The 22,791-nt window shown below is 70.4% G+C and carries 22 protein-coding genes; 12 read left to right on the top strand and 10 right to left on the bottom strand.

The window, feature by feature from the left end; genetic code table 11:
* Positions 1-58: 58 nt before the first annotated feature.
* From dnaK to ABZ192_RS01035, 6 genes are all read left to right on the top strand, one after another.
* Positions 59-1,921: a molecular chaperone DnaK gene (gene dnaK / locus ABZ192_RS01010; protein ID WP_356922415.1), complete on the top strand. Its 1,863-nt coding sequence runs from the start codon at positions 59-61 to the stop codon at positions 1,919-1,921.
* Positions 1,918-2,577, top strand: coding sequence for a nucleotide exchange factor GrpE (gene grpE, locus ABZ192_RS01015; protein ID WP_356922416.1), 660 nt, complete (start codon positions 1,918-1,920; stop codon positions 2,575-2,577). The genes dnaK and grpE overlap by 4 nt, the downstream gene beginning before the upstream one ends.
* A gap of 36 nt (positions 2,578-2,613) precedes the next feature.
* Positions 2,614-3,792, top strand: coding sequence for a molecular chaperone DnaJ (dnaJ, locus tag ABZ192_RS01020; RefSeq protein WP_356002366.1), 1,179 nt, complete (start codon positions 2,614-2,616; stop codon positions 3,790-3,792).
* Positions 3,793-3,797: 5 nt separating this feature from the next.
* The gene (locus ABZ192_RS01025; RefSeq protein WP_031142455.1) at positions 3,798-4,250 is read left to right on the top strand and encodes a helix-turn-helix domain-containing protein; all 453 of its coding nucleotides are present in this window, start codon (positions 3,798-3,800) and stop codon (positions 4,248-4,250) included.
* A 277-nt stretch (positions 4,251-4,527) separates the two neighbouring features.
* Positions 4,528-5,649 (top strand): substrate-binding domain-containing protein, encoded by a 1,122-nt coding sequence (locus ABZ192_RS01030; protein WP_356922417.1) that lies wholly within the window; start codon positions 4,528-4,530, stop codon positions 5,647-5,649.
* A gap of 320 nt (positions 5,650-5,969) precedes the next feature.
* Positions 5,970-7,007, top strand: a complete 1,038-nt coding sequence (locus ABZ192_RS01035) for a LuxR C-terminal-related transcriptional regulator (RefSeq protein ID WP_356922418.1) — start codon at positions 5,970-5,972, stop codon at positions 7,005-7,007.
* Here the strand turns inward: ABZ192_RS01035 and ABZ192_RS01040 are convergent.
* Positions 6,970-7,956 carry a LuxR C-terminal-related transcriptional regulator gene (locus ABZ192_RS01040; protein ID WP_356922419.1) on the bottom strand — a complete coding sequence of 329 codons (987 nt, stop codon included), beginning with the start codon at positions 7,954-7,956 and terminating at the stop codon, positions 6,970-6,972. The genes ABZ192_RS01035 and ABZ192_RS01040 overlap by 38 nt on opposite strands.
* Positions 7,953-8,972 (bottom strand): helix-turn-helix transcriptional regulator, encoded by a 1,020-nt coding sequence (locus tag ABZ192_RS01045; protein WP_356922420.1) that lies wholly within the window; start codon positions 8,970-8,972, stop codon positions 7,953-7,955. The genes ABZ192_RS01040 and ABZ192_RS01045 overlap by 4 nt, the downstream gene beginning before the upstream one ends.
* Positions 8,973-9,088: 116 nt before the next feature.
* On the opposite strand from ABZ192_RS01045, the gene ABZ192_RS01050 reads away from it, so the two are divergent.
* Together ABZ192_RS01050 and ABZ192_RS01055 are read left to right on the top strand one after the other, a co-directional pair.
* Positions 9,089-9,271: a hypothetical protein gene (locus ABZ192_RS01050; RefSeq protein ID WP_356922421.1), complete on the top strand. Its 183-nt coding sequence runs from the start codon at positions 9,089-9,091 to the stop codon at positions 9,269-9,271.
* Between the two features lies 1 nt (position 9,272).
* The gene (locus ABZ192_RS01055) at positions 9,273-9,608 is read left to right on the top strand and encodes a hypothetical protein (RefSeq protein WP_356922422.1); all 336 of its coding nucleotides are present in this window, start codon (positions 9,273-9,275) and stop codon (positions 9,606-9,608) included.
* 177 nt (positions 9,609-9,785) lie between these two features.
* Here ABZ192_RS01055 and ABZ192_RS01060 read toward each other — a convergent pair whose 3' ends face one another.
* Positions 9,786-10,202, bottom strand: a complete 417-nt coding sequence (locus ABZ192_RS01060; protein ID WP_356922423.1) for a TIGR03618 family F420-dependent PPOX class oxidoreductase — start codon at positions 10,200-10,202, stop codon at positions 9,786-9,788.
* 103 nt (positions 10,203-10,305) lie between these two features.
* Here ABZ192_RS01060 and clpB point away from each other — a divergent pair, with 103 nt between their 5' ends.
* Positions 10,306-12,903 carry an ATP-dependent chaperone ClpB gene (clpB, locus tag ABZ192_RS01065; protein ID WP_356922424.1) on the top strand — a complete coding sequence of 866 codons (2,598 nt, stop codon included), beginning with the start codon at positions 10,306-10,308 and terminating at the stop codon, positions 12,901-12,903.
* Between the two features lie 28 nt (positions 12,904-12,931).
* Here the strand turns inward: clpB and ABZ192_RS01070 are convergent, their stop codons facing one another.
* On the bottom strand, positions 12,932-13,405 hold the full coding sequence (locus tag ABZ192_RS01070; protein WP_356922425.1) for a hypothetical protein: 474 nt from the start codon (positions 13,403-13,405) through the stop codon (positions 12,932-12,934).
* A gap of 163 nt (positions 13,406-13,568) precedes the next feature.
* Between ABZ192_RS01070 and ABZ192_RS01075 the strand changes: the two genes are divergently transcribed.
* Together ABZ192_RS01075 and ABZ192_RS01080 are read left to right on the top strand one after the other, a co-directional pair.
* A complete protein-coding gene (locus tag ABZ192_RS01075; protein WP_010032094.1) occupies positions 13,569-14,096 on the top strand; it encodes a YbjN domain-containing protein in 528 nt (175 codons plus the stop codon).
* A 184-nt stretch (positions 14,097-14,280) separates the two neighbouring features.
* Positions 14,281-15,000: a response regulator transcription factor gene (locus tag ABZ192_RS01080; protein ID WP_356922426.1), complete on the top strand. Its 720-nt coding sequence runs from the start codon at positions 14,281-14,283 to the stop codon at positions 14,998-15,000.
* Positions 15,001-15,010: 10 nt separating this feature from the next.
* On the opposite strand, the gene ABZ192_RS01085 is transcribed toward ABZ192_RS01080, so the two are convergent.
* Entirely contained in the window at positions 15,011-16,645 is a 1,635-nt protein-coding gene (locus tag ABZ192_RS01085) for an ATP-binding protein (protein WP_356922427.1), read from the bottom strand.
* Between the two features lie 262 nt (positions 16,646-16,907).
* Between ABZ192_RS01085 and ABZ192_RS01090 the strand changes: the two genes are divergently transcribed.
* Complete coding sequence (locus ABZ192_RS01090) at positions 16,908-17,267, top strand: SH3 domain-containing protein (protein ID WP_356922428.1); 360 nt, start codon at positions 16,908-16,910, stop codon at positions 17,265-17,267.
* 105 nt (positions 17,268-17,372) lie between these two features.
* Here ABZ192_RS01090 and ABZ192_RS01095 read toward each other — a convergent pair whose 3' ends face one another.
* The 5 genes from ABZ192_RS01095 to ABZ192_RS01115 all read right to left on the bottom strand — a co-directional run bounded on the left by ABZ192_RS01095 (position 17,373) and on the right by ABZ192_RS01115 (position 22,668).
* Positions 17,373-18,683 (bottom strand): ABC transporter permease, encoded by a 1,311-nt coding sequence (locus ABZ192_RS01095; protein ID WP_356922429.1) that lies wholly within the window; start codon positions 18,681-18,683, stop codon positions 17,373-17,375.
* The gene (locus ABZ192_RS01100; RefSeq protein WP_356922430.1) at positions 18,680-19,435 is read right to left on the bottom strand and encodes an ABC transporter ATP-binding protein; all 756 of its coding nucleotides are present in this window, start codon (positions 19,433-19,435) and stop codon (positions 18,680-18,682) included. The genes ABZ192_RS01095 and ABZ192_RS01100 overlap by 4 nt, the downstream gene beginning before the upstream one ends.
* On the bottom strand, positions 19,432-20,763 hold the full coding sequence (locus tag ABZ192_RS01105; protein WP_356922431.1) for a peptidoglycan-binding domain-containing protein: 1,332 nt from the start codon (positions 20,761-20,763) through the stop codon (positions 19,432-19,434). The genes ABZ192_RS01100 and ABZ192_RS01105 overlap by 4 nt, the downstream gene beginning before the upstream one ends.
* 17 nt (positions 20,764-20,780) lie before the next feature.
* Entirely contained in the window at positions 20,781-21,359 is a 579-nt protein-coding gene (locus tag ABZ192_RS01110) for a hypothetical protein (RefSeq protein ID WP_356922432.1), read from the bottom strand.
* A gap of 118 nt (positions 21,360-21,477) precedes the next feature.
* A complete protein-coding gene (locus tag ABZ192_RS01115; RefSeq protein WP_356922433.1) occupies positions 21,478-22,668 on the bottom strand; it encodes a pyridoxal phosphate-dependent aminotransferase in 1,191 nt (396 codons plus the stop codon).
* Between the last annotated feature and the right edge of the window lie 123 nt (positions 22,669-22,791).

A 22,791-nucleotide genomic window follows, 5' to 3' on the forward strand; every position in this document is an offset into this window, starting at 1 on the left:
GGGGAGCCGTCGTGCACACTTGAGTCCGTTCCACTCAAGTCAGCTGGAGGAATCAACCATGGCACGTGCGGTCGGCATCGACCTGGGCACGACTAACTCCGTCGTCAGCGTTCTGGAGGGCGGCGAGCCCACCGTCATCACCAACGCCGAGGGCGCCAGGACCACGCCGTCCGTCGTCGCCTTCGCCAAGAACGGTGAGGTGCTCGTCGGAGAGGTGGCCAAGCGTCAGGCGGTCACCAACGTGGACCGGACCATTCGCTCGGTCAAGCGGCACATGGGCACCGACTGGAAGATCGAGCTGGACGGGAAGCCCTTCAACCCGCAGCAGATCAGCGCCTTCGTGCTCCAGAAGCTGAAGCGGGACGCCGAGTCCTACCTGGGCGAGAAGGTGACCGACGCGGTCATCACCGTCCCGGCGTACTTCAACGACTCCGAGCGCCAGGCCACCAAGGAGGCCGGCGAGATCGCCGGCCTGAACGTGCTGCGCATCGTCAACGAGCCCACCGCGGCCGCGCTGGCGTACGGCCTCGACAAGGACGACCAGACCATCCTGGTCTTCGACCTCGGTGGCGGTACGTTCGACGTCTCGCTGCTGGAGATCGGCGACGGTGTCGTCGAGGTGAAGGCCACCAACGGTGACAACCACCTCGGTGGTGACGACTGGGACCAGCGCATCGTCGACTACCTGGTCCAGCAGTTCCAGTCCGGCCACGGCGTGGACCTGGGCAAGGACAAGATGGCGCTGCAGCGTCTGCGCGAGGCCGCCGAGAAGGCGAAGATCGAGCTGTCCTCGTCCACCGAGACCTCGATCAACCTGCCCTACATCACCGCCTCCGCCGAGGGCCCCCTGCACCTCGACGAGAAGCTCACCCGCGCCCAGTTCCAGCAGCTGACCGCGGACCTCCTGGAGCGCTGCAAGACGCCGTTCCACAACGTCATCAAGGACGCCGGCATCTCCATCAGCGAGATCGACCACGTCGTCCTGGTCGGCGGCTCGACCCGTATGCCCGCCGTCGCCGAGCTCGTCAAGGAGCTGACCGGCGGCAAGGACGCCAACAAGGGCGTCAACCCGGACGAGGTCGTCGCCATCGGCGCCGCCCTGCAGGCCGGTGTCCTCAAGGGCGAGGTCAAGGACGTCCTGCTCCTCGACGTCACCCCGCTGTCCCTCGGCATCGAGACCAAGGGCGGCATCATGACCAAGCTCATCGAGCGCAACACCACGATCCCGACCAAGCGGTCCGAGATCTTCACGACGGCCGAGGACAACCAGCCGTCCGTGCAGATCCAGGTCTACCAGGGCGAGCGCGAGATCGCGGCGTACAACAAGAAGCTCGGGATGTTCGAGCTGACCGGTCTGCCGCCGGCGCCGCGCGGCGTCCCGCAGATCGAGGTCTCCTTCGACATCGACGCCAACGGCATCATGCACGTGACCGCGAAGGACCTGGGCACGGGCAAGGAGCAGAAGATGACCGTCACCGGCGGCTCCTCGCTGCCGAAGGACGAGGTCGACCGCATGCGCCAGGAGGCCGAGCAGTACGCGGAGGAGGACCACAAGCGCCGCGAGGCCGCCGAAGCCCGCAACCAGGGCGAGCAGCTCGTCTACCAGACGGAGAAGTTCCTCAAGGACAACGAGGACAAGGTCCCCGGCGACATCAAGACCGAGGTCGAGGAAGCCGTCGGTGAGCTGAAGGAGAAGCTCAAGGGCGAGGACACGGCCGAGATCCGCACCGCCACGGAGAAGGTCGCGGCCGTCTCGCAGAAGCTCGGACAGGCGATGTACGCCGACGCGAACGCCGCGCAGGCCGCCGGTGGCGACTCCGCCGGAGCCGGCGCGGGTGCCGGTGCCGGTGACGCGAAGGCCGACGACGACGTCGTCGACGCCGAGATCGTGGACGAGGACCGGAAGGATGGTGCCGCGTGACGGAGGAGACCCCGGGCTTCGACGAGCAGCAGCCCGACGTCCCTTCCGGCGCCACCTCCGACGACGCCGAGCCGAAGGCCGCCGACTCCCCCTCGCAGGAGGAGGGGGCGGCCCCGGCCGGGGACACGGGCCAGGACGTGGCTCTGGTGGCACAGCTGGACCAGGCCCGCACGGCGCTGGGCGAGCGCACGGCGGACCTCCAGCGCCTCCAGGCCGAGTTCCAGAACTACCGCCGCCGGGTCGAGCGTGACCGGATCGCGGTCAAGGAGATCGCCATCGCGAACCTCCTGACCGAGCTCCTGCCCGTGCTCGACGACATCGGCCGCGCGCGTGAACACGGCGAACTCGTCGGCGGCTTCAAGTCCGTCGCCGAGTCGCTGGAGAGCACGGCGGCCAAGATGGGCCTTCAGCAGTTCGGCAAGGAGGGCGAGCCCTTCGACCCGACGATCCACGAAGCCCTGATGCACAGCTACGCACCGGACGTCACCGAGACGACGTGCGTCGCGATCCTGCAGCCCGGGTACCGGATCGGCGAGCGCACCATCCGCCCCGCGCGGGTGGCGGTGGCCGAGCCCCAGCCGGGGGCGCAGACGGTCAAGGCGGACGAGACCGCCGAAGCCGACGACAAGGAGAGCGGTGGCCCGGAAGAGGGCTGACGTCATAGCGGACGAAGGGAAGGAGGGGCGTCGAGGATGAGCACCAAGGACTTCATCGAGAAGGACTACTACAAGGTCCTCGGCGTCCCCAAGGACGCCACCGAGGCCGAGATCAAGAAGGCGTACCGGAAGCTCGCCCGCGAGTACCACCCGGACGCCAACAAGGGCAACGTCAAGGCGGAGGAGCGCTTCAAGGAGATCTCCGAGGCCAACGACATCCTCGGCGATCCCAAGAAGCGCAAGGAGTACGACGAGGCACGCGCCCTCTTCGGCAACGGCGGCTTCCGCCCGGGGCCCGGCGCGGGCGGCGGCTCCTTCAACTTCGACCTGGGCGACCTCTTCGGAGGCGCCCCGGGCGGCCAGGGAGCCGGCGGTTTCGGCGGTGGACTCGGTGACGTCTTCGGGGGCCTGTTCAACCGTGGCGGCGCGGGCGCGGGGACGCGCACGCATCCGCGGCGCGGCCAGGACATCGAGTCCGAGGTCACGCTGAGCTTCACGGAGGCGATCGAGGGCGCGACCGTCCCGCTGCGGATGTCCTCGCAGTCGCCCTGCAAGGCCTGCTCGGGCACCGGCGACAAGAACGGCACACCGCGCGTGTGCCCGACCTGCGTCGGCACCGGGCAGGTCGCCCGCGGCAGCGGCGGTGGCTTCTCCCTCACCGACCCCTGCCCGGACTGCAAGGGCCGCGGCCTGATCGCGGAGAACGCCTGCGAGGTCTGCAAAGGCAGCGGCCGGGCCAAGTCCTCGCGGACCATGCAGGTGCGCATCCCCGCGGGGGTCAGCGACGGCCAGCGGATCCGGCTGCGCGGCAAGGGAGCACCGGGCGAGCGCGGCGGCCCGGCGGGCGATCTGTACGTGGTCGTGCACGTCGACTCCCACCCGGTGTTCGGCCGCAAGGACGACAACCTCACCGTCACCGTCCCGGTGACCTTCGCCGAGGCGGCCCTCGGCGGCGAGGTCCGGGTGCCGACGCTGGGCGGCCCGCCCGTCACGCTGAAGCTGCCGCCCGGCACGCCGAACGGCCGTACGATGCGCGCCCGGGGCAAGGGCGCGGTCCGTAAGGACGGCACCCGCGGCGACCTTCTGGTCACCGTCGAGGTGAGTGTTCCGAAGGACCTGACGGGGAAGGCTCGTGACGCGCTCGAGGCGTATCGCGAGGCGACCGCGGGTGAGGATCCGCGGGCGGAGCTGTTCCAGGCCGCGAAGGGAGCATGACTCAGATGGACGGTCGTCGACGCAACCCGTATGAACTGACCGAGGAGACCCCGGTCTACGTCATCTCGGTGGCGGCCCAGCTGTCCGGCCTGCACCCGCAGACCCTGCGCCAGTACGACCGCCTGGGGCTGGTGTCTCCGGACCGCACCGCGGGCCGGGGCCGGCGCTACTCGGCGCGCGACATCGAACTGCTGCGCACCGTCCAGCAGTTGTCGCAGGACGAGGGCATCAACCTGGCGGGCATCAAGCGCATCATCGAACTGGAGAACCAGGTCGCCGCGCTCCAAGCCCGGGTGGCCGAGCTGGAGGACGCCCTCGACGGCGCGGCGGCGGCCATGCGGCAGCGCGAGGCGGCGGTGCACGCTTCGTACCGCCGTGACCTGGTGCCGTACCAGGAGGTCCAGCAGACCAGCGCGCTGGTGGTGTGGCGGCCGAAGCGGCAACAGCAGTCGGACTGAGTCGGACTGTCGCGCATACGCCTGTGAAGGGGCCGGGAGGAGACTCCCGGCCCCTTTCACGTGTCTTGGGCGGTCTTGGGGCGCTTTCGCCGAGCCCCCTGTGGATGACCGGATGGTGCATGTCACTTGGAGGTGATTCCGCAGAGTCTTCACAACTGCTGCGGAGCGTGGTGTTGTCATCTCGTTAAGTGGTTCCGCTTGACGCTGGGGGCGCACCCGCGTTGGCTTTTCAGTCACATGGGCCACAAAGTGCGCCCACGTCCGAATCACACGCGAAGTGAGCTCCCGCATGCGCCGTCGTATCTCCATATCCGTGGCCGCGGCCGCGATGTCCGTCACGCTCGCCGGCTGCGGCGTGCTCAACGCGACCGGGAGCAGCGACGAGGCGAGCCCGACCAAGGGCAACGACATCACCGTGGGCCTGCTGCTCCCCGAGAAGGCGAACACCCGGTACGAGAACTTCGACTACCCCATCATCAAGAGGAAGGTCGAGTCCCTCACCAACGACCGGGGCCGCGTCGAGTACGCCAACGCCGAGGCGAGCGCGGACACGCAGGCGGCCCAGCTGCAGCAGATGATCGACGACCGGGTCGACGTGATCCTGCTGGACGCCGTCGACTCGCACGCCATCGCCGACGAGGTGCAGAAGGCCAAGGACGCCGGCATCCCGGTCATCGCCTACGACCGGCTGGCCGAGGGCCCGATCGACGCGTACATCTCCTTCGACAACGAACTGGTCGGCGAGGTCCAGGGGCGCACCCTGCTGGAGGCGATCGGCGAGAAGGCGAGCCTCTCCGACAAGATCGTCATGATGAACGGCTCGCCGACCGACCCGAACGCCAAGCAGTTCAAGGCCGGTGCGATGTCCGAGCTGAACGGCAAGGTGACGATCGCGAAGTCCTTCGACACCAAGGACTGGAAGCCGGAGAACGCCGAGGCCAACATGGTCGAAGCGATCCGGAAGATCGGCAAGGACGACATCGCCGCGGTGTACTCCGCCAACGACGGCATGGCGGGCGGCATCGTCAAGGCGCTTCAGGCCGCGGGCGTCACCGACCTGCCGCCGATCACCGGCCAGGACGCGGAGCTCCCGGCGGTGCAGCGGATCATCGCCGGTGACCAGTACATGAGCGTGTACAAGTCGTATCCGCAGGAGGCCGAGAACGCGGCGGAGATGGCCGTGGCCAGGGTCCAGGGCCGTGACATCCAGTTCGCCGCCCTCACCCGCGACAAGGTCGACAGCCCCACCCACAAGGGCATCCCCGCCCAGCTCGTGCCGGTGGTCGCCCTGACCAAGGAGAACATCAAGGACACGGTGGTCGCGGACGACGTCTACAAGCTGTCGGACATCTGCACCGCGAAGTACGAGGCGGCTTGCGAGGCGATCGGGCTGAAGTAGGCGGGCCCATCGCCACGGGGCTGACGTGCGGACAGAAACGAGCGTGACCGACCGGACCGGTGCCGGCCAGCCGGCCCCCGGCCCTTCATAGAGGCGCGGGAGACGGTCACCCGGCGGCTCCGGGCGATCGTCGACGTCAAGGAGGCCGAGGACCCCGGTCCCGGTCCGTCACTGCTCGCGCCCGACGGCGACGGCGCTTGGCCCCGCCCAGCCGCCGGCCGGGACTGCGGCGGCCTCGGTGGAGCCGTGTTGCGGAGCCGGAGCAGGCCGCGCATAGTTGCCGCTGCGGCAAGGCGGCGAAACCGGGGGTGGGCTGGGCGATGGCCGGGCACGGGGCGGAGGAGCATCCACATGGTGCCGACCGACTGTGCGAGGCCGGGGATCGCGTGTATTCCCGGGCCGTACGGCGGGGCCGCGTGCCGCGCCGGGACGCGGATCCGGTGCCGTGCCTGCTGGAACTCGCCCTGCTGCACCCTGACCCCGACGACATGGACTGGCTGGTGCCGACCGCCCCGCAGGAGGTCATGACCCGGCTGCTGCGCGGGATGTACGACGAGGTCAGCGCGAGCCAGCGGCGGGTGGGTTCGGCCGTGGCGGCGTTCGAGTGGTACGCCGGGCTGGGACGGCACGTACAGTCGGCCCCCTCGGCGGCCGAGGGCTCGGCGATCCGGGTGCTGGACGGCCTCGCCCGGATCCAGACCGCGATGGACGAGGCGACCCAGGCGTGCACGACCGAGGTGCTCACGGTGCAGCCGGGCGGCATCCGGCGCGAGGCGGAACTCTCCGAGGGGCTGCACCGGGCGCTGGCGCTGCGCGGCCGGGGCGTGCGGATGCGGGACCTGTACACGCATGTCGCCCGGCACGGGCAGGGCCTGTTGAACTATCTGGAGCTGATGGGCGACGCGGTGGAGGCGCGCACGCTGGACGAGGTGATCGACCGGCTGATCCTCTTCGACCGGACGGTGGCCTTCATCCCCGCCAACACCGACCGCACGATGGCCCTGGAGCTACGGCACCCGGCGATCGTCGAGTACCTGGTCACGGTGTTCGAGCGGCTCTGGCGCCTCGCCATCCCGCTGACCGCGCCGCTGCCCGACACCGGCATCGAGGGCATCTCCCACCGGGAGCAGTCGATCGCGGCCCTGCTGGCGGAAGGGCACCAGGACGCGGTCATCGCGGAACGCCTGGGCATCAGCGTGCGGACGTGCCGGGCGCACATCGCCCGGCTGTCGGAGACGCTGGGGGCGGCGAGCCGTACGCAGTTGGGAGTGCGGATCGCCCAGGCGGGCCTGGACGGCCGGCCGCACTCGCCGGCACCCCTCAGCATCCCTGGTCAAGAATCCCCGAGCGCGCGATGAGAAACCCGAGCTGCGCCCGGCTCTGACTGCCCAGCGTCGCGGCGAGCTTGGCGATGTGGACGCGGGCGGTGCGGATGTTCATGCCGAGGCGATCGGCTATGACGGCGTCGGTGTGGCCTTCGGTGAGGAGGGCGGCTATGGCTCGTTGGCGGGGGGTGATGCCGTTGTGGGAGGGCTGAGGGGCGGCATCGGGGTACATGGGCGTGGCCAGGCGCCAGAGGCGGTCGAAGGCCGTGGCCAGGTATCCGGCGATGGCCGGGTGCCGGATCTCCAGGGCGAGTTCGCCTTCCTTGTCGCCAGGGACAAAGGCCACTGTGCGGTCGATGAGGATGAGGCGGTCGGGGACTTCGTCCATGGAGCGCACCTCGACGTCGCCCTTCAGTCGCTCGCAGCGGGCGGTGATGGTCGGGAAGTGGCGCAACGTGTGCGGGTACAGGGTGCGTATGCGGCAACCGCGGTCCAGCGCGGCCTGGTCGCGGTCGAGCGACGTGGTATCGGCGACCTGGCCGCGTTCGCCGGTCAGTCCGGCGCGGGGCTGGACGGTGACCAGTTCCTCCGAGGCGTCGGCCATCGCGTCGGTGATGGCCCGGTTGATCTGCTTCGTGCCGGTGAGCAGCCGTATCGTGGGCGTGTCGGTGGCTGAGGTGCGTGGCCCGGCGATCCGCATGAGGGAACCGAACGTCTCGGCGAGCCGCGCCTCTCGCTGCCGTTCGCTCGCGATCCGCTCCTCGGAAGTCCGCAGCAGCCGGTGCAACGCGACGAGCGGAGCGACGGGCTCCCACCTGAGTGGGTCGTCGACGGCGGGGTGCAGCAGACCGAGGTCGACGAGGCACGGGACGGTCCGCGCGTCCCCGGCGGGCAGGTGCCCCTCGCGCAGGGCCCGTTCGTACAGCTCCATACCCGCGGAGCAGAGGTCCTCCACGCCGTGCTCGTGGTGCGGCGCGCTCACTGGGGCGCTCCCTCCCGCTCCAGAATCCCCGACTGTGCGATGAGGTAGCCGAGTTGGGCCCGGCTGCCACTGCCCAGGAGCGAAGCGAGCTTCGCGATGTGGGCCCGGCACGTGCGCACGTTCATGCCCAGGCGGCGGGCGATGGCCTCGTCGACATGACCCTCGACGAGGAGCTTGGCTATCGAGTACTGGATCTCCGTGATGCCGTCTTGCGCGATCTCGTAGGGAGTGGTCGCGCTCAGCGGAACGGCCCGGTTCCACATGAACTCGAACACCTTGATCAGGTACCGGATGATCCCTGGGTGCCGCAGCTCCAGCGCGACTTGCTGGTCGTCGCGAGTGGGGATGAAGGCGACGGTCTCGTCGCAGATGATCAGCCGTTCCACGAGTTCGTCGATCGTGCGGTACTCCGCCTTGCCGTCGGCGAGCCGGGCGGAGTAGGCCAGTTGCTCCGGGTTGTACCGGGCTGTGTGCTGGTACACCGTACGTATCCGCACACCGCGTTCTATCAACGGCCTGTCGCGCTTCATCCCTTGCAGGAGGCTCCGCTCGGACAAGCGATCGCTCGGCTGGAGCGTGAGCATCTCGTTCTGGCACTGGGACGTGGCCATGTTCAGCGCGGCGTTGATCCGCTCGCCGCCCTCCAGGACGGTGATGGAGTCGCTGGTGGTGGCCATCTGGGCGCCGAGGGCCATGAACGGCTGAAAGCTCTCCGCGAGATCGATCGCCCGTCGCCTGCGGTCCGCTATCTCTTGTTCCAGGGGGTTGAGCTGCCGGGAGAGGGCCACCACGGGAGGAACCGGGCGAAGCCAGGCCGGGTCGTCGGGATCGGGGTGGAGCAGCGCCAGCTCGATCAGGCAGGGTGCGGGGTCGGCGTCCTCGCGCGCCAGACGTCCGGCACGCAGTGCGATGGTGTAAAGGCGACCACCTTCCTCGCACAACTCCGTAATCGGATGGGGATGTGTCTCATTAGTCTGATTTGATCCCAAATCTCCACCCCCCAGGGTCCTGAACATGCAGGAACATGATGCATCGATTCTGTGGCCATGACGTGCCCGAATGAGCCATCGTCGTACTCGACGGGGGAAAAGGGGACCTTCAAGTGAGGACGAAGCCGACTATGTTCAGCAAAATGCTTCGCTCGGTGCTTGTCGCCGCCTTCTCCGTCGCCGCGACCCTGGGCGTGCTCGGGGGCTTCTCCGATGCGAAGGACGAGGTGCGGGCGAACAGTACCTGGCCTTCGGTGGCGGTGAACGCCGACGCCGGCAGCAGTGGAAGCTCCGCGAGTTCCGGTGCTGACGAGGTCGGGAGCTGACGTGACCACTCCACCCGACGACCGCTCCTTCCGCCGCGAAATGGCCACCGCCTACCGCTCCGGCTGGCACTTCATCGACCTGGTCACCGCCATCCCCCACAGCGGTGACTCGTTGATGGTGACCGTATTCGGCGAGCCGGTGGTCGTCACGCGGGACGAGGACGAGGACGTACGGGCTTACCGGTGTCTGCGGCGGCCTCGGGGGGCGCCGCAGCCCGTGCGGTGTGCCGTACGGTACGGAATGATCTTTGTGAACCTGGACCAGAGGGACCACGAGCAGGTGGAAGCCGAATCTCCCGTCCCCAGGGCCATCTCTGCCACCCCCCGCAGTGCCTGACGCGATTCCCCCGTCGTAAAAGATCGCTCAGGTGCTTCCCCCCGCAGCGGCGTCACCGTGACCTGAACACGGTGACGCCGCTGCAGTTTCTGGGGACATTTCCGGGTATCGCCCGAGTCACGCCGTGGCCGGATCCAATCGATCACCGGTGTGGATTTTCACTCCGCTCAACCTCTCTCACCCTCGCCCCATCGCGCGCGTCAGCTCGATCTCGATCACCACGCGCGCGGGATTCGGCGAAGGGGTCCGTCCGTAGCGCTCGGCGTAGCGGCGCTCCGCCTCCGCGACCCGGTCCGGTTCCGTGCGGACGAAGGCCCGGCCTTCCAGGGTCGCCCAGCGCTTGCCCTCCATCTGGCAGACGGCGACCGCCGCCCCCCGCTCCCCGGCGGCCAGGACGTGCCGCGCCTTGGCGCTCGCCTTGTTCGTGATCACCCGTGCGAGCCGGGCCTCGGGATCGTATGTGACCCCGACGGGAACCACGTGCGGAGTGCCGTCCGGGCGCGGAGTCGTCAGCGTGCACACGTGCCGCTCCCGCCAGAAGGCGAGATACGGCGGGTCCGGGGCACCCGGATCGACGGAGTACTTGGTCGCCATGCCCCGGAACTTAGCCCCTGTCTCCTCCCCGAACCGGCCTTGAGTGGACTAGACTCAACTTTGTGCAAGTCGTTCGGGTCAGTGCAAGGAGGAGAACGCGAACGTGGACGCCGAGCTGACCAACAGGAGCCGGGACGCCATCAACGCGGCCAGCAACCGGGCCGTGACCGAGGGCCACCCCGACCTCACCCCAGCCCACCTGCTGCTGGCGCTGCTCCAGGGGCAGGACAACGAGAACATCACCGATCTGCTCGCCGCGGTCGACGCCGACCAGGCGGCCGTACGCGCCGGAGCCGAGCGCGTGCTCGCCGGGCTGCCCAGCGTGACCGGGTCCACCGTGGCGCCGCCCCAGCCCAACCGCGAGATGCTCGCCGTCGTCGCGGACGCGCAGGCCCGTGCCAAGGACCTCGGGGACGAGTACCTCTCCACGGAGCACCTCCTCATCGGCATCGCCGCGAAGGGCGGCGCGGCCGGCGAGGTGCTGTCCCAGCAGGGCGCCGACGCCAGGAAGCTGCAGGACGCCTTCCAGAAGACGCGGGGCGCCCGGCGCGTGACCACGGCCGACCCCGAGGGGCAGTACAAGGCCCTGGAGAAGTTCGGCACCGACTTCACGGCCGCCGCGCGGGAAGGAAAGCTCGATCCCGTCATCGGGCGGGACCAGGAGATCCGGCGCGTGGTGCAGGTGCTGTCCCGGCGGACCAAGAACAACCCCGTCCTCATCGGTGAGCCCGGCGTCGGCAAGACCGCCGTCGTCGAAGGGCTCGCCCAGCGGATCGTCAAGGGGGACGTGCCCGAGTCGCTGAAGGACAAGCGGCTCGTCGCCCTCGACCTCGGGGCCATGGTCGCCGGGGCCAAGTACCGGGGCGAGTTCGAGGAGCGGCTGAAGACCGTCCTCGCCGAGATCAAGGAATCCGACGGGCAGATCATCACCTTCATCGACGAGCTGCACACCGTCGTGGGGGCCGGTGCCGGCGGTGACTCCGCCATGGACGCGGGCAACATGCTCAAGCCCATGCTCGCGCGCGGTGAGCTGCGCATGGTGGGCGCCACCACGCTGGACGAGTACCGGGAGCGGATCGAGAAGGACGCCGCCCTGGAGCGGCGCTTCCAGCAGGTGCTGGTCGCCGAGCCGAGCGTCGAGGACTCCATCGCGATCCTGCGCGGACTCAAGGGACGGTACGAGGCCCACCACAAGGTGCAGATCGCCGACAGCGCGCTGGTCGCCGCCGCCGCCCTCTCCGACCGGTACATCACCTCCCGCTTCCTGCCGGACAAGGCCATCGACCTCGTCGACGAGGCGGCCTCGCGGCTGCGTATGGAGATCGACTCCTCGCCCGTCGAGATCGACGAACTCCAGCGCGCCGTCGACCGGCTGAAGATGGAGGAGCTGGCGATCGGCAAGGAGACCGACGCGGCCTCCCGCGAGCGCCTGGAGAAGCTGCGCCGCGACCTCGCCGACAAGGAGGAGGAGCTGCGCGGTCTCACCGCCCGCTGGGAGAAGGAGAAGCAGTCCCTCAACCGCGTCGGTGAGCTGAAGGAACGCCTCGACGAACTGCGCGGCCAGGCCGAGCGCGCCCAGCGCGACGGCGACTTCGACACCGCCTCCAAGCTGCTCTACGGCGAGATCCCCGCTCTGGAGAAGGAGCTGGAGGCCGCCTCCGAGGCCGAGGAGGAGGTCGCCCGGGACACCATGGTCAAGGAGGAGGTCGGCGCCGACGACATCGCCGACGTCGTCGCCTCCTGGACCGGCATCCCCGCCGGGCGTCTGCTGGAGGGCGAGACGCAGAAGCTGCTGCGCATGGAGGACGAGCTGGGCAAGCGCCTCATCGGCCAGACCGAGGCGGTGCGGGCGGTGTCCGACGCCGTACGGCGGTCCCGCGCCGGGATCTCCGACCCCGACCGCCCCACCGGCTCCTTCCTCTTCCTCGGCCCGACCGGTGTCGGCAAGACGGAGCTGGCCAAGGCCCTCGCCGACTTCCTCTTCGACGACGAGCGGGCGATGGTCCGCATCGACATGTCGGAGTACAGCGAGAAGCACAGCGTGGCCCGGCTGGTCGGCGCCCCGCCCGGATACGTCGGCTACGAGGAGGGCGGCCAGCTCACGGAGGCCGTGCGCCGCCGTCCGTACTCCGTCGTCCTGCTGGACGAGGTGGAGAAGGCCCACCCCGAGGTCTTCGACATCCTGCTCCAGGTGCTCGACGACGGGCGTCTCACGGACGGCCAGGGCCGCACGGTCGACTTCCGCAACACCATCCTGGTGCTGACGTCGAACCTGGGCAGCCAGTTCCTGGTCGACCCGCTCACCAGCGAGGCGGAGAAGAAGGAACAGGTCCTGGAGGTGGTGCGCAGCTCCTTCAAGCCGGAGTTCCTCAACCGCCTGGACGACCTGGTCGTCTTCGCCGCCCTGACCAGGCCCGAGCTGGAGCGCATCGCCAAGCTCCAGATCGAGCGCCTGGCCAAGCGGCTCGCCGAGCGGCGCCTCACCCTGGACGTCACGCCGGAGGCCCTGGCCTGGCTCGCGGAGGAGGGCATGGACCCGGCGTACGGCGCCCGCCCGCTGCGGCGGCTCGTCCAGACCGCCATCGGCGACCGGCTCGCCAAGGAGATCCTCTCCGGCGAGATCAAGGACGGCGACACGGTCCGGGTCGACCGGGGCGGCGACGGACTGCTGGTGGGCCCGGCGACGGGCAAGACACTGTAGGACCGTCGATCACATCGGGGACCGTCGATCACATCGTGAACGCCGAGAAGCGCACCCGCGCCGTCTCGGCGTTCTCGTATTCCACGCGCACCTGCACCACGTGGGCCCCGGCCGTGGCGGGCAGGCCGTCCTCGTGGCTCACGTCGAGACACAGCGCCCCGCAGGAGGCGTCCGAGCGGGCCTCTGGCGCCTTCGGATACGTCTCGCGCAGCCAGTCGCGCACGTCCTCGCGCGGCATCCGCAGCACCGCCGTGTAGGCGGTGTCGATGCCCTGCTGCAGGGTGCAGTTCCCGACGTGGGCGTGCGCCGGGGCCGAGGCACCGCCGAAGGCCAGCGCCTCGGCGCAGGTCACCTTCTGCATGGCCCCGGCGCGCGGGTCGTCCTCGTCCGACAGGGCCCAGGCGAAGAGGCCGACGATCAGGAACCCGAGGACGAGCACCGGCACGGCCAGCACGGGCAGGATCAGCCGCCACCGCGTGTGACCCCTGCCCGGTTCCGCCACCGTGACCCCCTCCCGTCCGTCATGCAGGAGGACGGCGTGCGGCACCTGGAGGTTGCGGTTGACCGGATCGTGTCAGCCATGGGCTTAGCGGGGTAGTCGGGGCTTGCCACCCCCCTCCCCGCATGGGGGAGGATGGCGGGATCCGTACGAAGGGAAATTCACGGTGACCATCGACCCGTCCTCGATTCCGAACTTCGGGGGCCAGCCCGAGCCGCAGCCGCAAGGACCGGCGGGCCCCGTCGTCCCGGATCAGGACCTCGTGAAGCAGCTCCTCGACCAGATGGAGCTCAAGTACGTCGTCGACGACGAGGGAGACCTCGCGGCGCCGTGGGAGCAGTTCCGCACCTACTTCATGTTCCGGGGTGAGGGAGACCAGCAGGTCTTCTCCGTGCGGACGTTCTACGACCGGCCTCACGAGATCGAGGCCAAGCCGCAGATCCTGGAGTCCATCGACGACTGGAACCGCCGCACCCTGTGGCCCAAGGTCTACAGCCACACCCACGACGACGGCACGGTCCGCCTCATCGGCGAGGCCCAGATGCTGATCGGCATGGGCGTGAGCCTGGAGCACTTCGTCTCCTCGACGGTCAGCTGGGTGCGGGCCGCGATCGAATTCGACAAGTGGCTCATCGAGCAGCTGGGTCTCGAGGAGGAGATCAACGAGGCGGAGAAGCCCGAGGACGAGGAGTAGGACCGGCAGGCCTCCGCACCGGCGGCGCGTCGGCGCGTACGAACAGGTACGTGCTGTACGCGCCGTATGCCTTTTCCGGGGCCGCGTCGGCCTCCCCACCGGCAGTTTCCCGGAGGTGGGAATTCCGGGGGTGCGTTGGTATCAACGGTGATGGAATCGTGCAGGGCCTCGCTGAGGAGAATCGTTGAGCGCGCGCATCCTGGTCGCCGAAGACGACGAAAAACAATCTCGTCTCATCCGGATTTATCTGGAACGGGAAGGCAACGCCGTGCAGGTCGTGGCCGACGGCAGGGCAGCGCTGGACCGGGCGCGTTCGACGGGGCTGGATCTCATCGTTCTCGATGTGATGCTGCCGCTCGTCGACGGCCTCGACGTATGCCGCATTCTGCGGGCCGAGGGCTCCGAGGTACCGATTCTGCTGCTGACCGCCCGCAGCACCGAGGAGGACATGCTGCTCGGCCTCGATCTGGGGGCCGACGACTACCTCACCAAGCCCTACAGTCCCCGCGAACTCACCGCGCGGGTACGGGCGCTGCTGCGGCGCTCCAGGAAGGGCGGCGCGGCCGGCAACGAGGTGCTGCGGGTCGGCGCGGTCGAACTGGACACCGCACGCTTCGAGGTCCGGGTGGCGGGCCGTCCGGTGGCGCTGACCTCCAAGGAGTTCTCGATCCTGGAGGCTCTGGCCCGCAAGCCGGGGCGGGTGTTCACCCGGGCCCAGATCATCGAGTGCGCCTTCGGCTTCGACAGCGATGTACTCGAGCGCACGGTGGACGCCCATGTGCGCAACCTGCGCCGGAAACTGGGGGACGACCCGGCCCGGCCACGCCATCTGGAGACCGTGTACGGCCGGGGGTACCGCCTGCTGGACGGCTCGGCCCCCACCCGAGCGCTCCCGGGATCCTGACCGGGGTCGATCAGTCGGCGTCGGCCGGCGGCCGGGCCGTGGAGAGCGTGACGGTGAAGGTCGTGCCGACGCCGACGGCGCTCTCCACGTCGATCGTCCCCTGGTGATCGGTCACGATCTGGCGGGCGATGGACAGCCCCAGGCCACTCCCTCCGGTGGCGCGGCCCCGTGCCGCGTCCGCCCGCCAGAAGCGGTTGAAGAGATGCGGCAGGTCCTCGGCGGGTATGCCCTTGCCGGTGTCCCGCACCTGAACGATCGCGAGATCGCCGCTCCGGGCCAGGGCGAGTGTCACCGTGCCGCCCGGTGCCGTGGCCCTCAGGGCGTTGCCGACCAGATTGCCGACGACCTGGCGCAGCCGGTCGGCGTCGGCGACGACGTACACGGGTTGCGGCGCCTGAAGCCTCAGCGTGACACCCGCCGCGTCGGCCTGGGCGCGGTGGGCCGTGCCGGCGGCTTCGAGAAGCTCGCGCAGGTCGACGCGCGTGCGGTGGTAGGTGAGTGCGCCGGCCTCGGCCAGCGCGAGAACCTGCAGGTCGTCCACGATCCGCTGCTGCAGCAGTGCCTCCTCGTGGAGGGAATCGAGCAGCTCGGGGGTCGGTTCGACGATCCCGTCCCGCAGAGCCTCCAGATAGCCGCGCAGATTGGCCAGCGGGGTGCGCAGCTCGTGGGCGATGTCACCGGTGAGGCGGCGCTGGCGTTCCTCGCCGGCCTGTATGGAGTCCGCCATCCGGTTGAAGGCACGGCCGAGCTGGGCGATCTCGTCCCGGCCGGAGACGGGGACCCGCCGCCCCAGGTCCCCCTCGCCCAGCCCCCCGGCGGCCAGGGTCATGGCACGGACCGGGCGCAGCACGGCCCGGCTCAGGAGCAGGGCACCGGCCACGGCGGCGAGGGCGACGCCCCCGGCTACGGCCACCGTGGGTGCCGCGGCCAGGGTGGGAGGGGACTCGTCCCGCACGCCGAGACGGATCTCCAGGCGCGGCGGGGCGGCGGAGCCCACCCGCTCGTTGAACACCCGCTGCAGGCAGGCGATGAACTGCTGCTCGGACTCGCACGTCCTGATCGCCTCGAGGTCCTGCGAAGTCCGCGGGTCCGGTTCGCCTGTCGGCTCCTCGCACTGCTTCGGCCGGCGCTCCGTGCGGATCCGCGGCACGCCGGTGTCGTCCGGCCGGGCCGTCACCTCGGCCCCCGCCCGGGTCAGACAGGCCGCGTACGCCGCTTCGGCGCGGTACTGGGCGATCGCGCTCGCCGTCCGCTTCATCGAGGTCCGCGGTATCTGTCCCGCGGGGATCCGCAGGAGGGGACGCGGGTCGACCAGCACCGGCGGCTGGCTGCTCACCGGGCGGGGGGTGCGGCCCCGGAGCGCGTCGGAATCGGCGAGCAGGACGTCGTTCTCGGTGGCGACCCGGATGCGCTGGCCGGTGTCCTCGGCCAGGCGGCTCACCGTCGGTGAGAGGCCCTCCCAGGTGCCGTGCGCGACCCCGTACCTGCGGAGCTCGCCGGTGATCCGGGAGACCTCCTGCCGTCCCGCGGTGACACTCTCCTGGACCTGCCGGTTCGCCTGACGCAGAGTCAGCCAGGCGGTGGCGGCGGTTGCGGCCATCGCGACCAGCATCAGCAGGCCGAGTACCCGGAGCCGGAAGCTCATCGCGTGCCACCTCGGCTGCCTGGGGCGCCTTTGGCCAAAAAGACTGCAGAGCGGCGCATTTTCGCTCCTGACATTTTTCGGTCCCCCGTAGACAGGAATCGGACAGTTGCGGGCGGAATTCTTTCTTCAGGATTTTTGTGACTGCGATCGTACTGACGCCACTCGCACACCGATTGATGCAGTGGTCGCTGTTTTTGCTCAGGTGCCGAACAGTGCCCGGGGAAGCAGTGCCAACAGAAAAAAGTCTCGTGGGGGTACAGAAATGAAGCGTCGACTCGCGGCTGTCATACCCGCCCTCGCGGCGGTGGCCATGGCCGTCCCGCTCGCCCTCTCCACCCCGGCCTCCGCCGCCGCGTCCTGCGGCAGGACCGCCTCCGACATGGACAGCAGCTCCTGGGACAGGACGGCCAACGGCGCCAACCAGAGAAGCGGCTCCAGCACCGGCTGCGCCATCCTCGGCATCGCCTACAACACCCACAACCTCGACTACCACTGCTACACGCGCATCGGTAACACCAGTGAGACCTGGACGTACCTCCGGAACGACACGACCGGTACGACCGGCTGGGTCCGCGACGACCTGCTGAACGACGGCGGCAGCCTCACTTACTGCGGCTTCTAGTACGCTCGCCGGCACTCCCGCGGGGGTGCTGAGCAGGCCTGGATGACAGTGCGTCAGGGGCGGTCTCGTCGAGGCCGCCCCTGGACCGTACGACGGGCGGGCCGCTCAGGAGCCGGACAGGGCCTCCGTCGGTGACAGCCGGCTCGCCCGTACCGCCGGATACAGTCCGGCGATCATGCCGATGACGAGGGTGCAGCCGATCCCCGCCGCACTCGCCCACACCGGGACGACCGTCGGCCAGTCGCGGCTGAGGGCGTAGGCCGCCGTGATCACGGTCCCCAGCACCGTCCCCCCGAGGCCGCCGATGAGCGACAGCAGCAGCGACTCCGTCACGAACTGGGTCCTGATCTGGCCGCGGGTCGCCCCGAGCGCCCGGCGCAGGCCGATCTCCGGGCGCCGCTCCAGGACCGAGATGACCATCGTGTTGCCGACCCCCACGCCACCGACGAGCAGGGCCACGCCACCGAGGCCGAGCAGCAGCCCGGTCAGCGCCGACTCGGTGGCCTCGCGGGCGGCGAGCGCGTCGGAGGGCCGGGAGATGCGGACCTGGCCCGGTTTCTCCGGGTACGCCGTGGCCGGCAGCACGGCCCGTACCTCCGCGACCTGGCTGTCCTCGGCGCGGACGTAGACCGTCGACGGATGGCCGTCGAAGCGCAGGTACGTCCGGGCCGCCGGCCAGCCGACCAGCGCCGCGCTGTCGAGCTCCGGCGCGAGCGGTACGGGATCGAGGACGCCGACGAGGGAGAACCAGCGGCCGCCGAGCCAGACCCGGGTCCCCGGGGTGTACACGTCGAGCCGCCCCGCGGCCGTGGAGCCGAGCACGACCGCCGGGTACTTCTCGGTCGCGGAATCCAGCCAGCGGCCTCGGCGAACCTGGCCGCCGACTGCCGGCAGCAGATCCCTGTGGGCCGCGAGGACCTCGAGGGAGCCGGTGCGGCCGATGGCGATGTGCTCGTTGCGGTAGATGTGTGCGGCGGTCGCGCCGGTGGCGGCGACCTGCTGCACGGGCGGGATGCGGCCGATCATCGGGACGGCCTCGTGGGGCAGCTTGGCCTCGGTGCCGTCGAGCGCGTCGCCGGGGGCGACCCGCAGCAGGTTGGTGCCGAGCGCGTCGAGCCGGCGGTCCACCTCCGACCGGCCGGAGCCGGAGATTCCGACCACCGCGATCATGGCGGCGACGCCGATCGCGATCCCGAGCGCGGAGAGGAAGACCCGCAGGGGGCGAGTCCGCAGCCCGGTCCCGCCGAGTCGCACGATGTCCCGAGGACCGAGGCGGGCGGCCCGCAGCCCGCCGACCGTGCCGCCGACGGCACCCTTCGTCCGACCGCGGCCGCGGCCGGCCCGCCCGCGGGGGCCGGACGGCAGGATGGGTGGGGCGTCGTCCATGGGGAGGCCGTTCGTCGTACCGTCGGTCATCGGACCGCCTCGCTCGGCGCGCCCGTGGTCGTGGTGTCCGTGGTCGTCGCGCCCGTGGTCGTGGTGTCCGTGGTCGTGGTGTCCGCCACCACGCGGCCGTCGCGCATCTCGATACGGCGGGGCAGCCCGGCCGCGATCTCCCGGTCGTGGGTGATGATCACGACCGTGGTCCCGGCGGCGTGCAGCTCGCGCAGCAGCCCGAGTACGGCCTCCCCTGAAGCGGAGTCCAGGTTGCCGGTCGGCTCGTCCGCCAGCAGGACCGCCGGTTCGCCGATCACCGCCCGGGCCACCGCCACCCGCTGGCGCTCGCCGCCGGACAGCTGGTGCGGGAGGTGGTGGACGCGGTGGCTGAGGCCGACCCGTTCCAGCGCCACCGCCGCCCTGGCCCGGCGGCGGCGCAGCGGTACTCCGGCGTACAGCAGCCCGTCGGCCACGGAGTCCAGGACCGGAACCCCTACCGCCAGATGGAACTGCTGGAAGACGAAGCCGATCCGGGTGGCCCGCAGCGCTGACACCTCACGGTCCGTCAGCTTGGCCACGTCGTGGCCGTCGACCAGCACCCGTCCGGCGGAGGGCCGGTCGAGGCTGCCCATGAGGTTCAGCATGCTGGACTTGCCCGAGCCCGACGGGCCGACGACCGCGACGAGTTCACCACGCCCGATGCTCAGGCTCACGTCCCGTACCGCCGCCACACCGCCGGGGTACGTCTTGGAGACCCCGTCGAACTCCACGACCGCCGCCGCTCCGCTCACTCGGGGATCCTCACCTTCATGCCCTCGCGAACCGCGCTTCCGCTCACTTCCACCCGGCCGTCCGCGAAGAGCCCGGTCTTCACCGCGACGAACCGGCCGTCCGCGGTCTCCAGGCCGTGGCCGCCCTCGGCGAGGGCGACCAGCGCGGCGACCGGGACGGTGAGGACGTCCGCCCGTTCCCGCCCCACGTACTCGACGGTGACCGGCGCGCTCTCCAGCCTTCCCACGGACTTCTGGTCCTTGATGGTGATGGTCACCGGAACCGTCGGTGCCCCGGAGCCGCCCTCCCCGCCTCCCCCCTCGGGGGCGGCCGCCTTCTTCCCCACCGAGGCCACCTCGCCCTTCACGGATTTCCCGTCGGGCAGCCCGATCGTGACGGCGGCACCGCGCACGGCCCAGGAGTCCTCCGCCGCCGAGGCGTTGACGACGACCTTCCGAGACGTACCGGTGTACGTGAGGACCTCCTCGGTGACCCCCGAACCGAGCCGGACACCCGCGTGGCCGATCCGCACCTTGCCGGCGGAGTAGACGACGTCCCCGACGCCGACCGTGCCGGTCTGGGGAAGCCCGAGGGATTTCTGCCAGCGCTTGACTGCGCCGGCGGTGGCGTCGGTGAACTCCTCGTCGATCGTGAAGCCGGTGTAGCCGAGAGCGGCGAGATTGCTCTCGAACTGCAGGACGTCCATCCCGCGCAGAGTCCTCGCTGCCCCTCCTGCCCCTCCTGCCCCTCCTGCCCCTCCTGCCCCTCCTGCCCCTCCTGCCCCTCCTGCCCCCTCTGTCCCGGCGCCGCCCGGCGGCGGTGATCCGGAGGGAGCCGGGGCCTGGGAGGTGTCGTCCGTGACGCCCTGGTCACCCGTGCCCTGGGAGTCCTTCTTGTTCCCGGCGTCTTGCCGGGTGCCCTGTCCGGTCCCCGTGCCCGCGGTCAGGCCCAGATCCCGGTACATCGGCAGCGTCCCGTACAGCAGCACCACCGGCCGGTCGTCGACGCGCAGCAGAGCGCCGCCGCGCTCCACCGTCCGGCCCTCCGTGGGCAGCCAGGTCACGGTGCCCGTCGACTTGATCGGCAGCGGTATCTCGGTGCCGTAGCCCAACTGGCCGTCCACCGTGGTGCGTTCGGTCAGCGTTGCCCGGGTGACCGGGACGGTGGAGCCCGAGCGGGGCGGGGCGGAGGAGCCGTCCTCCGCCCCGCCTCCGCCGAGACCCAGCGCACCGACCACGGCGACGGCCGCCACGACGACCAGAGCCGAGGCCACCAGGACCGTACGCCGGCCGCGCCGGCCGCGCGGCGGCGGCGCGGGAGCCGCCCCGCGCTCGTGATCGGTCTGCATGACCGTCTCCGTCATCGTCAGCCCTTGCCCTCGGGCTGGTCCACCGGGTCGCCGATGATCGGAGCGCAGACACGGGTGGCACGCTTGGCTCCCGCCGACGTCTGGTCCCACTCGGAGCCCTGCGCGGTCCCGTCGGGGCCGGGATCGGGGAAGTCGGGCGCGCCGTTCTTCTGCATGCAGTCGGCGTAGTCGCGCTTGACCTTGATCTGCTCGGGGGTGAGCTCGGGCTGGTTGGCGTTCTCGAGGCTCTCGGGGACGGCCGCCACGAGCGAAGCGCACTTCTCCGAGGCGTTCAGGAACTTCGTGTCCTTCTTCAGCGCCGTCTTGTCGCCGAAGTCGACCTGCCCCTTGGCGTCCGGGTCGGGGGCGTCGACCCCGTTCTCCCGCAGGCACTTCACCCACTCGCGCTGGGCTTTCACGTACGCGGCCACGTCGTCGCCACCGCCCGGGGCGGCCGTCCGGCCGGACGCCGCGGACGTGTTGTCGCCGCCGGCCGTCGGGACCTTCGGAGCGTCGCCCTCGCCGCCGCATCCGGCCAGGGTGATCGCCATGACCGACGCCGTCACCACGGCCATCAGCACCCGGTTCGTCCTCATCGGTTCTCCCGCCTCCTGTCGGCCCGACCACGGGCGCGGCGGGCAGCCCGACCGTAGGCCGGAGGTGATGAAGAACCTTTGAAGAACCTGTTACCCGATCATGAGGGGGAAGGCGATGTCACGAAGCCAGGCGCCGCAGCCGAACGGCGGCCTCGTGGAGAACGTCGTCCCTCTTGCAGAAGGCGAAGCGGACCTGGCTGCGGCCGGCGGCCGGGTCGTCGTAGAAGACGGAGTTGGGGATGGCGACGACGCCGCAGCGCTCGGGCAGTGCGCGGCAGAAGCGGTGCGCGTCCTTCTCACCGAAAGGGGTGATGTCGGTGGTGATGAAGTAGGTGCCCTTGGGTTGGTAGACCTCGAACCCGGCCGTGCGCAGGCCGTCGCCGAGCAGGTCGCGCTTGCGGCGGAGGTCGGCGCGGAAGCCGTCGAAGTACGAGTCCGGCAGGCTCAGCGCCTCGGCGACCGCGTACTGGAACGGGCCCGCGCTGACATAGGTCAGGTACTGCTTGGCCGTCCGGACGGCGGTCACGAGTTCCGGGGTGCCGGTCACCCAGCCGACCTTCCAGCCGGTGAACGAGAACGTCTTGCCGCTGCTGGAAATGGTGACCGTACGCTCGCGCATCCCCGGGAACGTCGCCAGTGGGACGTGCTCGGCGTCGTCGAAGACCAGGTGCTCGTACACCTCGTCCGTCACCACCAGCAGGTCCCGCTCCACCGCCAGCTCGGCGATCGCGGCCAGTTCCGCGCGGGTGAGGACCGTGCCGGTCGGGTTGTGCGGGGTGTTGATCAGCAGCAGCCGGGTGCGGTCGGTGACGGCGTCGCGCAGTTCGTCGAGGTCCAGGCGGAAGCCGCCCTCGTGCGGGCGGAGCGTGACCGGCACGCGGCGCCCGCCCGCCATCGCGATGCACGCCGCGTACGAGTCGTAGTACGGCTCGAGGGCGATCACCTCGTCGCCGGGCTCGACCAGGGCGAGCAGCGAGGCGGCGATGGCCTCCGTGGCGCCCGCGGTGACGAGGACCTCCCTGTCCGGGTCGTACGACAGTCCGTAGCGCCGCTGCTGGTGGGCGGCGATCGCGGTGCGCAGCTCGGGGACGCCGGGGCCCGGCGGGTACTGGTTGCCGAGCCCGTCCCGCAGCGCCCGCACGGCGGCCTCCCTGACCTCCTCGGGGCCGTCGGTCTCGGGGAAGCCCTGCCCGAGGTTGATGGCGCCGGTGCTCAGGGCCAGGGCGGACATCTCGGCGAAGATCGTCGTCCCGAACTCGGCGAGCCGGCGGTTGAGGAGGGGGCGCGCACTGGAGGTCATGCGAGTCATCCTCCGCCGAAGCTCTGGAGTTCCTCAACTCTGCTTTGGGTCGTGCGGGGAGCGGGCATCCCCAGTTCACGCAAGAGCGAGGCGCCCACGGGGGGCCGCTTCGGGGGAAACGGAAGGAGGGTG

Source organism: Streptomyces sp. NPDC006235 (assembly GCF_040613735.1).
Lineage (GTDB): Bacteria > Actinomycetota > Actinomycetes > Streptomycetales > Streptomycetaceae > Streptomyces.

Excerpts from the sequence above, each read along its gene's own strand:
- dnaK (WP_356922415.1), top strand. The coding sequence starts at position 59 with ATGGCACGTGCGGTCGGCATCGACCTGGGCACGACTAACTCCGTCGTC.
- dnaJ (WP_356002366.1), top strand. The coding sequence starts at position 2,614 with ATGAGCACCAAGGACTTCATCGAGAAGGACTACTACAAGGTCCTCGGC.
- ABZ192_RS01025 (WP_031142455.1), top strand. The coding sequence starts at position 3,798 with ATGGACGGTCGTCGACGCAACCCGTATGAACTGACCGAGGAGACCCCG.
- ABZ192_RS01035 (WP_356922418.1), top strand. The coding sequence starts at position 5,970 with ATGGCCGGGCACGGGGCGGAGGAGCATCCACATGGTGCCGACCGACTG.
- ABZ192_RS01045 (WP_356922420.1), bottom strand. The coding sequence starts at position 8,972 with ATGTTCAGGACCCTGGGGGGTGGAGATTTGGGATCAAATCAGACTAAT.
- ABZ192_RS01050 (WP_356922421.1), top strand. The coding sequence starts at position 9,089 with ATGCTTCGCTCGGTGCTTGTCGCCGCCTTCTCCGTCGCCGCGACCCTG.
- ABZ192_RS01060 (WP_356922423.1), bottom strand. The coding sequence starts at position 10,202 with ATGGCGACCAAGTACTCCGTCGATCCGGGTGCCCCGGACCCGCCGTAT.
- ABZ192_RS01085 (WP_356922427.1), bottom strand. The coding sequence starts at position 16,645 with ATGAGCTTCCGGCTCCGGGTACTCGGCCTGCTGATGCTGGTCGCGATG.
- ABZ192_RS01090 (WP_356922428.1), top strand. The coding sequence starts at position 16,908 with ATGAAGCGTCGACTCGCGGCTGTCATACCCGCCCTCGCGGCGGTGGCC.
- ABZ192_RS01095 (WP_356922429.1), bottom strand. The coding sequence starts at position 18,683 with ATGACCGACGGTACGACGAACGGCCTCCCCATGGACGACGCCCCACCC.
- ABZ192_RS01105 (WP_356922431.1), bottom strand. The coding sequence starts at position 20,763 with ATGCAGACCGATCACGAGCGCGGGGCGGCTCCCGCGCCGCCGCCGCGC.
- ABZ192_RS01110 (WP_356922432.1), bottom strand. The coding sequence starts at position 21,359 with ATGAGGACGAACCGGGTGCTGATGGCCGTGGTGACGGCGTCGGTCATG.
- ABZ192_RS01115 (WP_356922433.1), bottom strand. The coding sequence starts at position 22,668 with ATGACTCGCATGACCTCCAGTGCGCGCCCCCTCCTCAACCGCCGGCTC.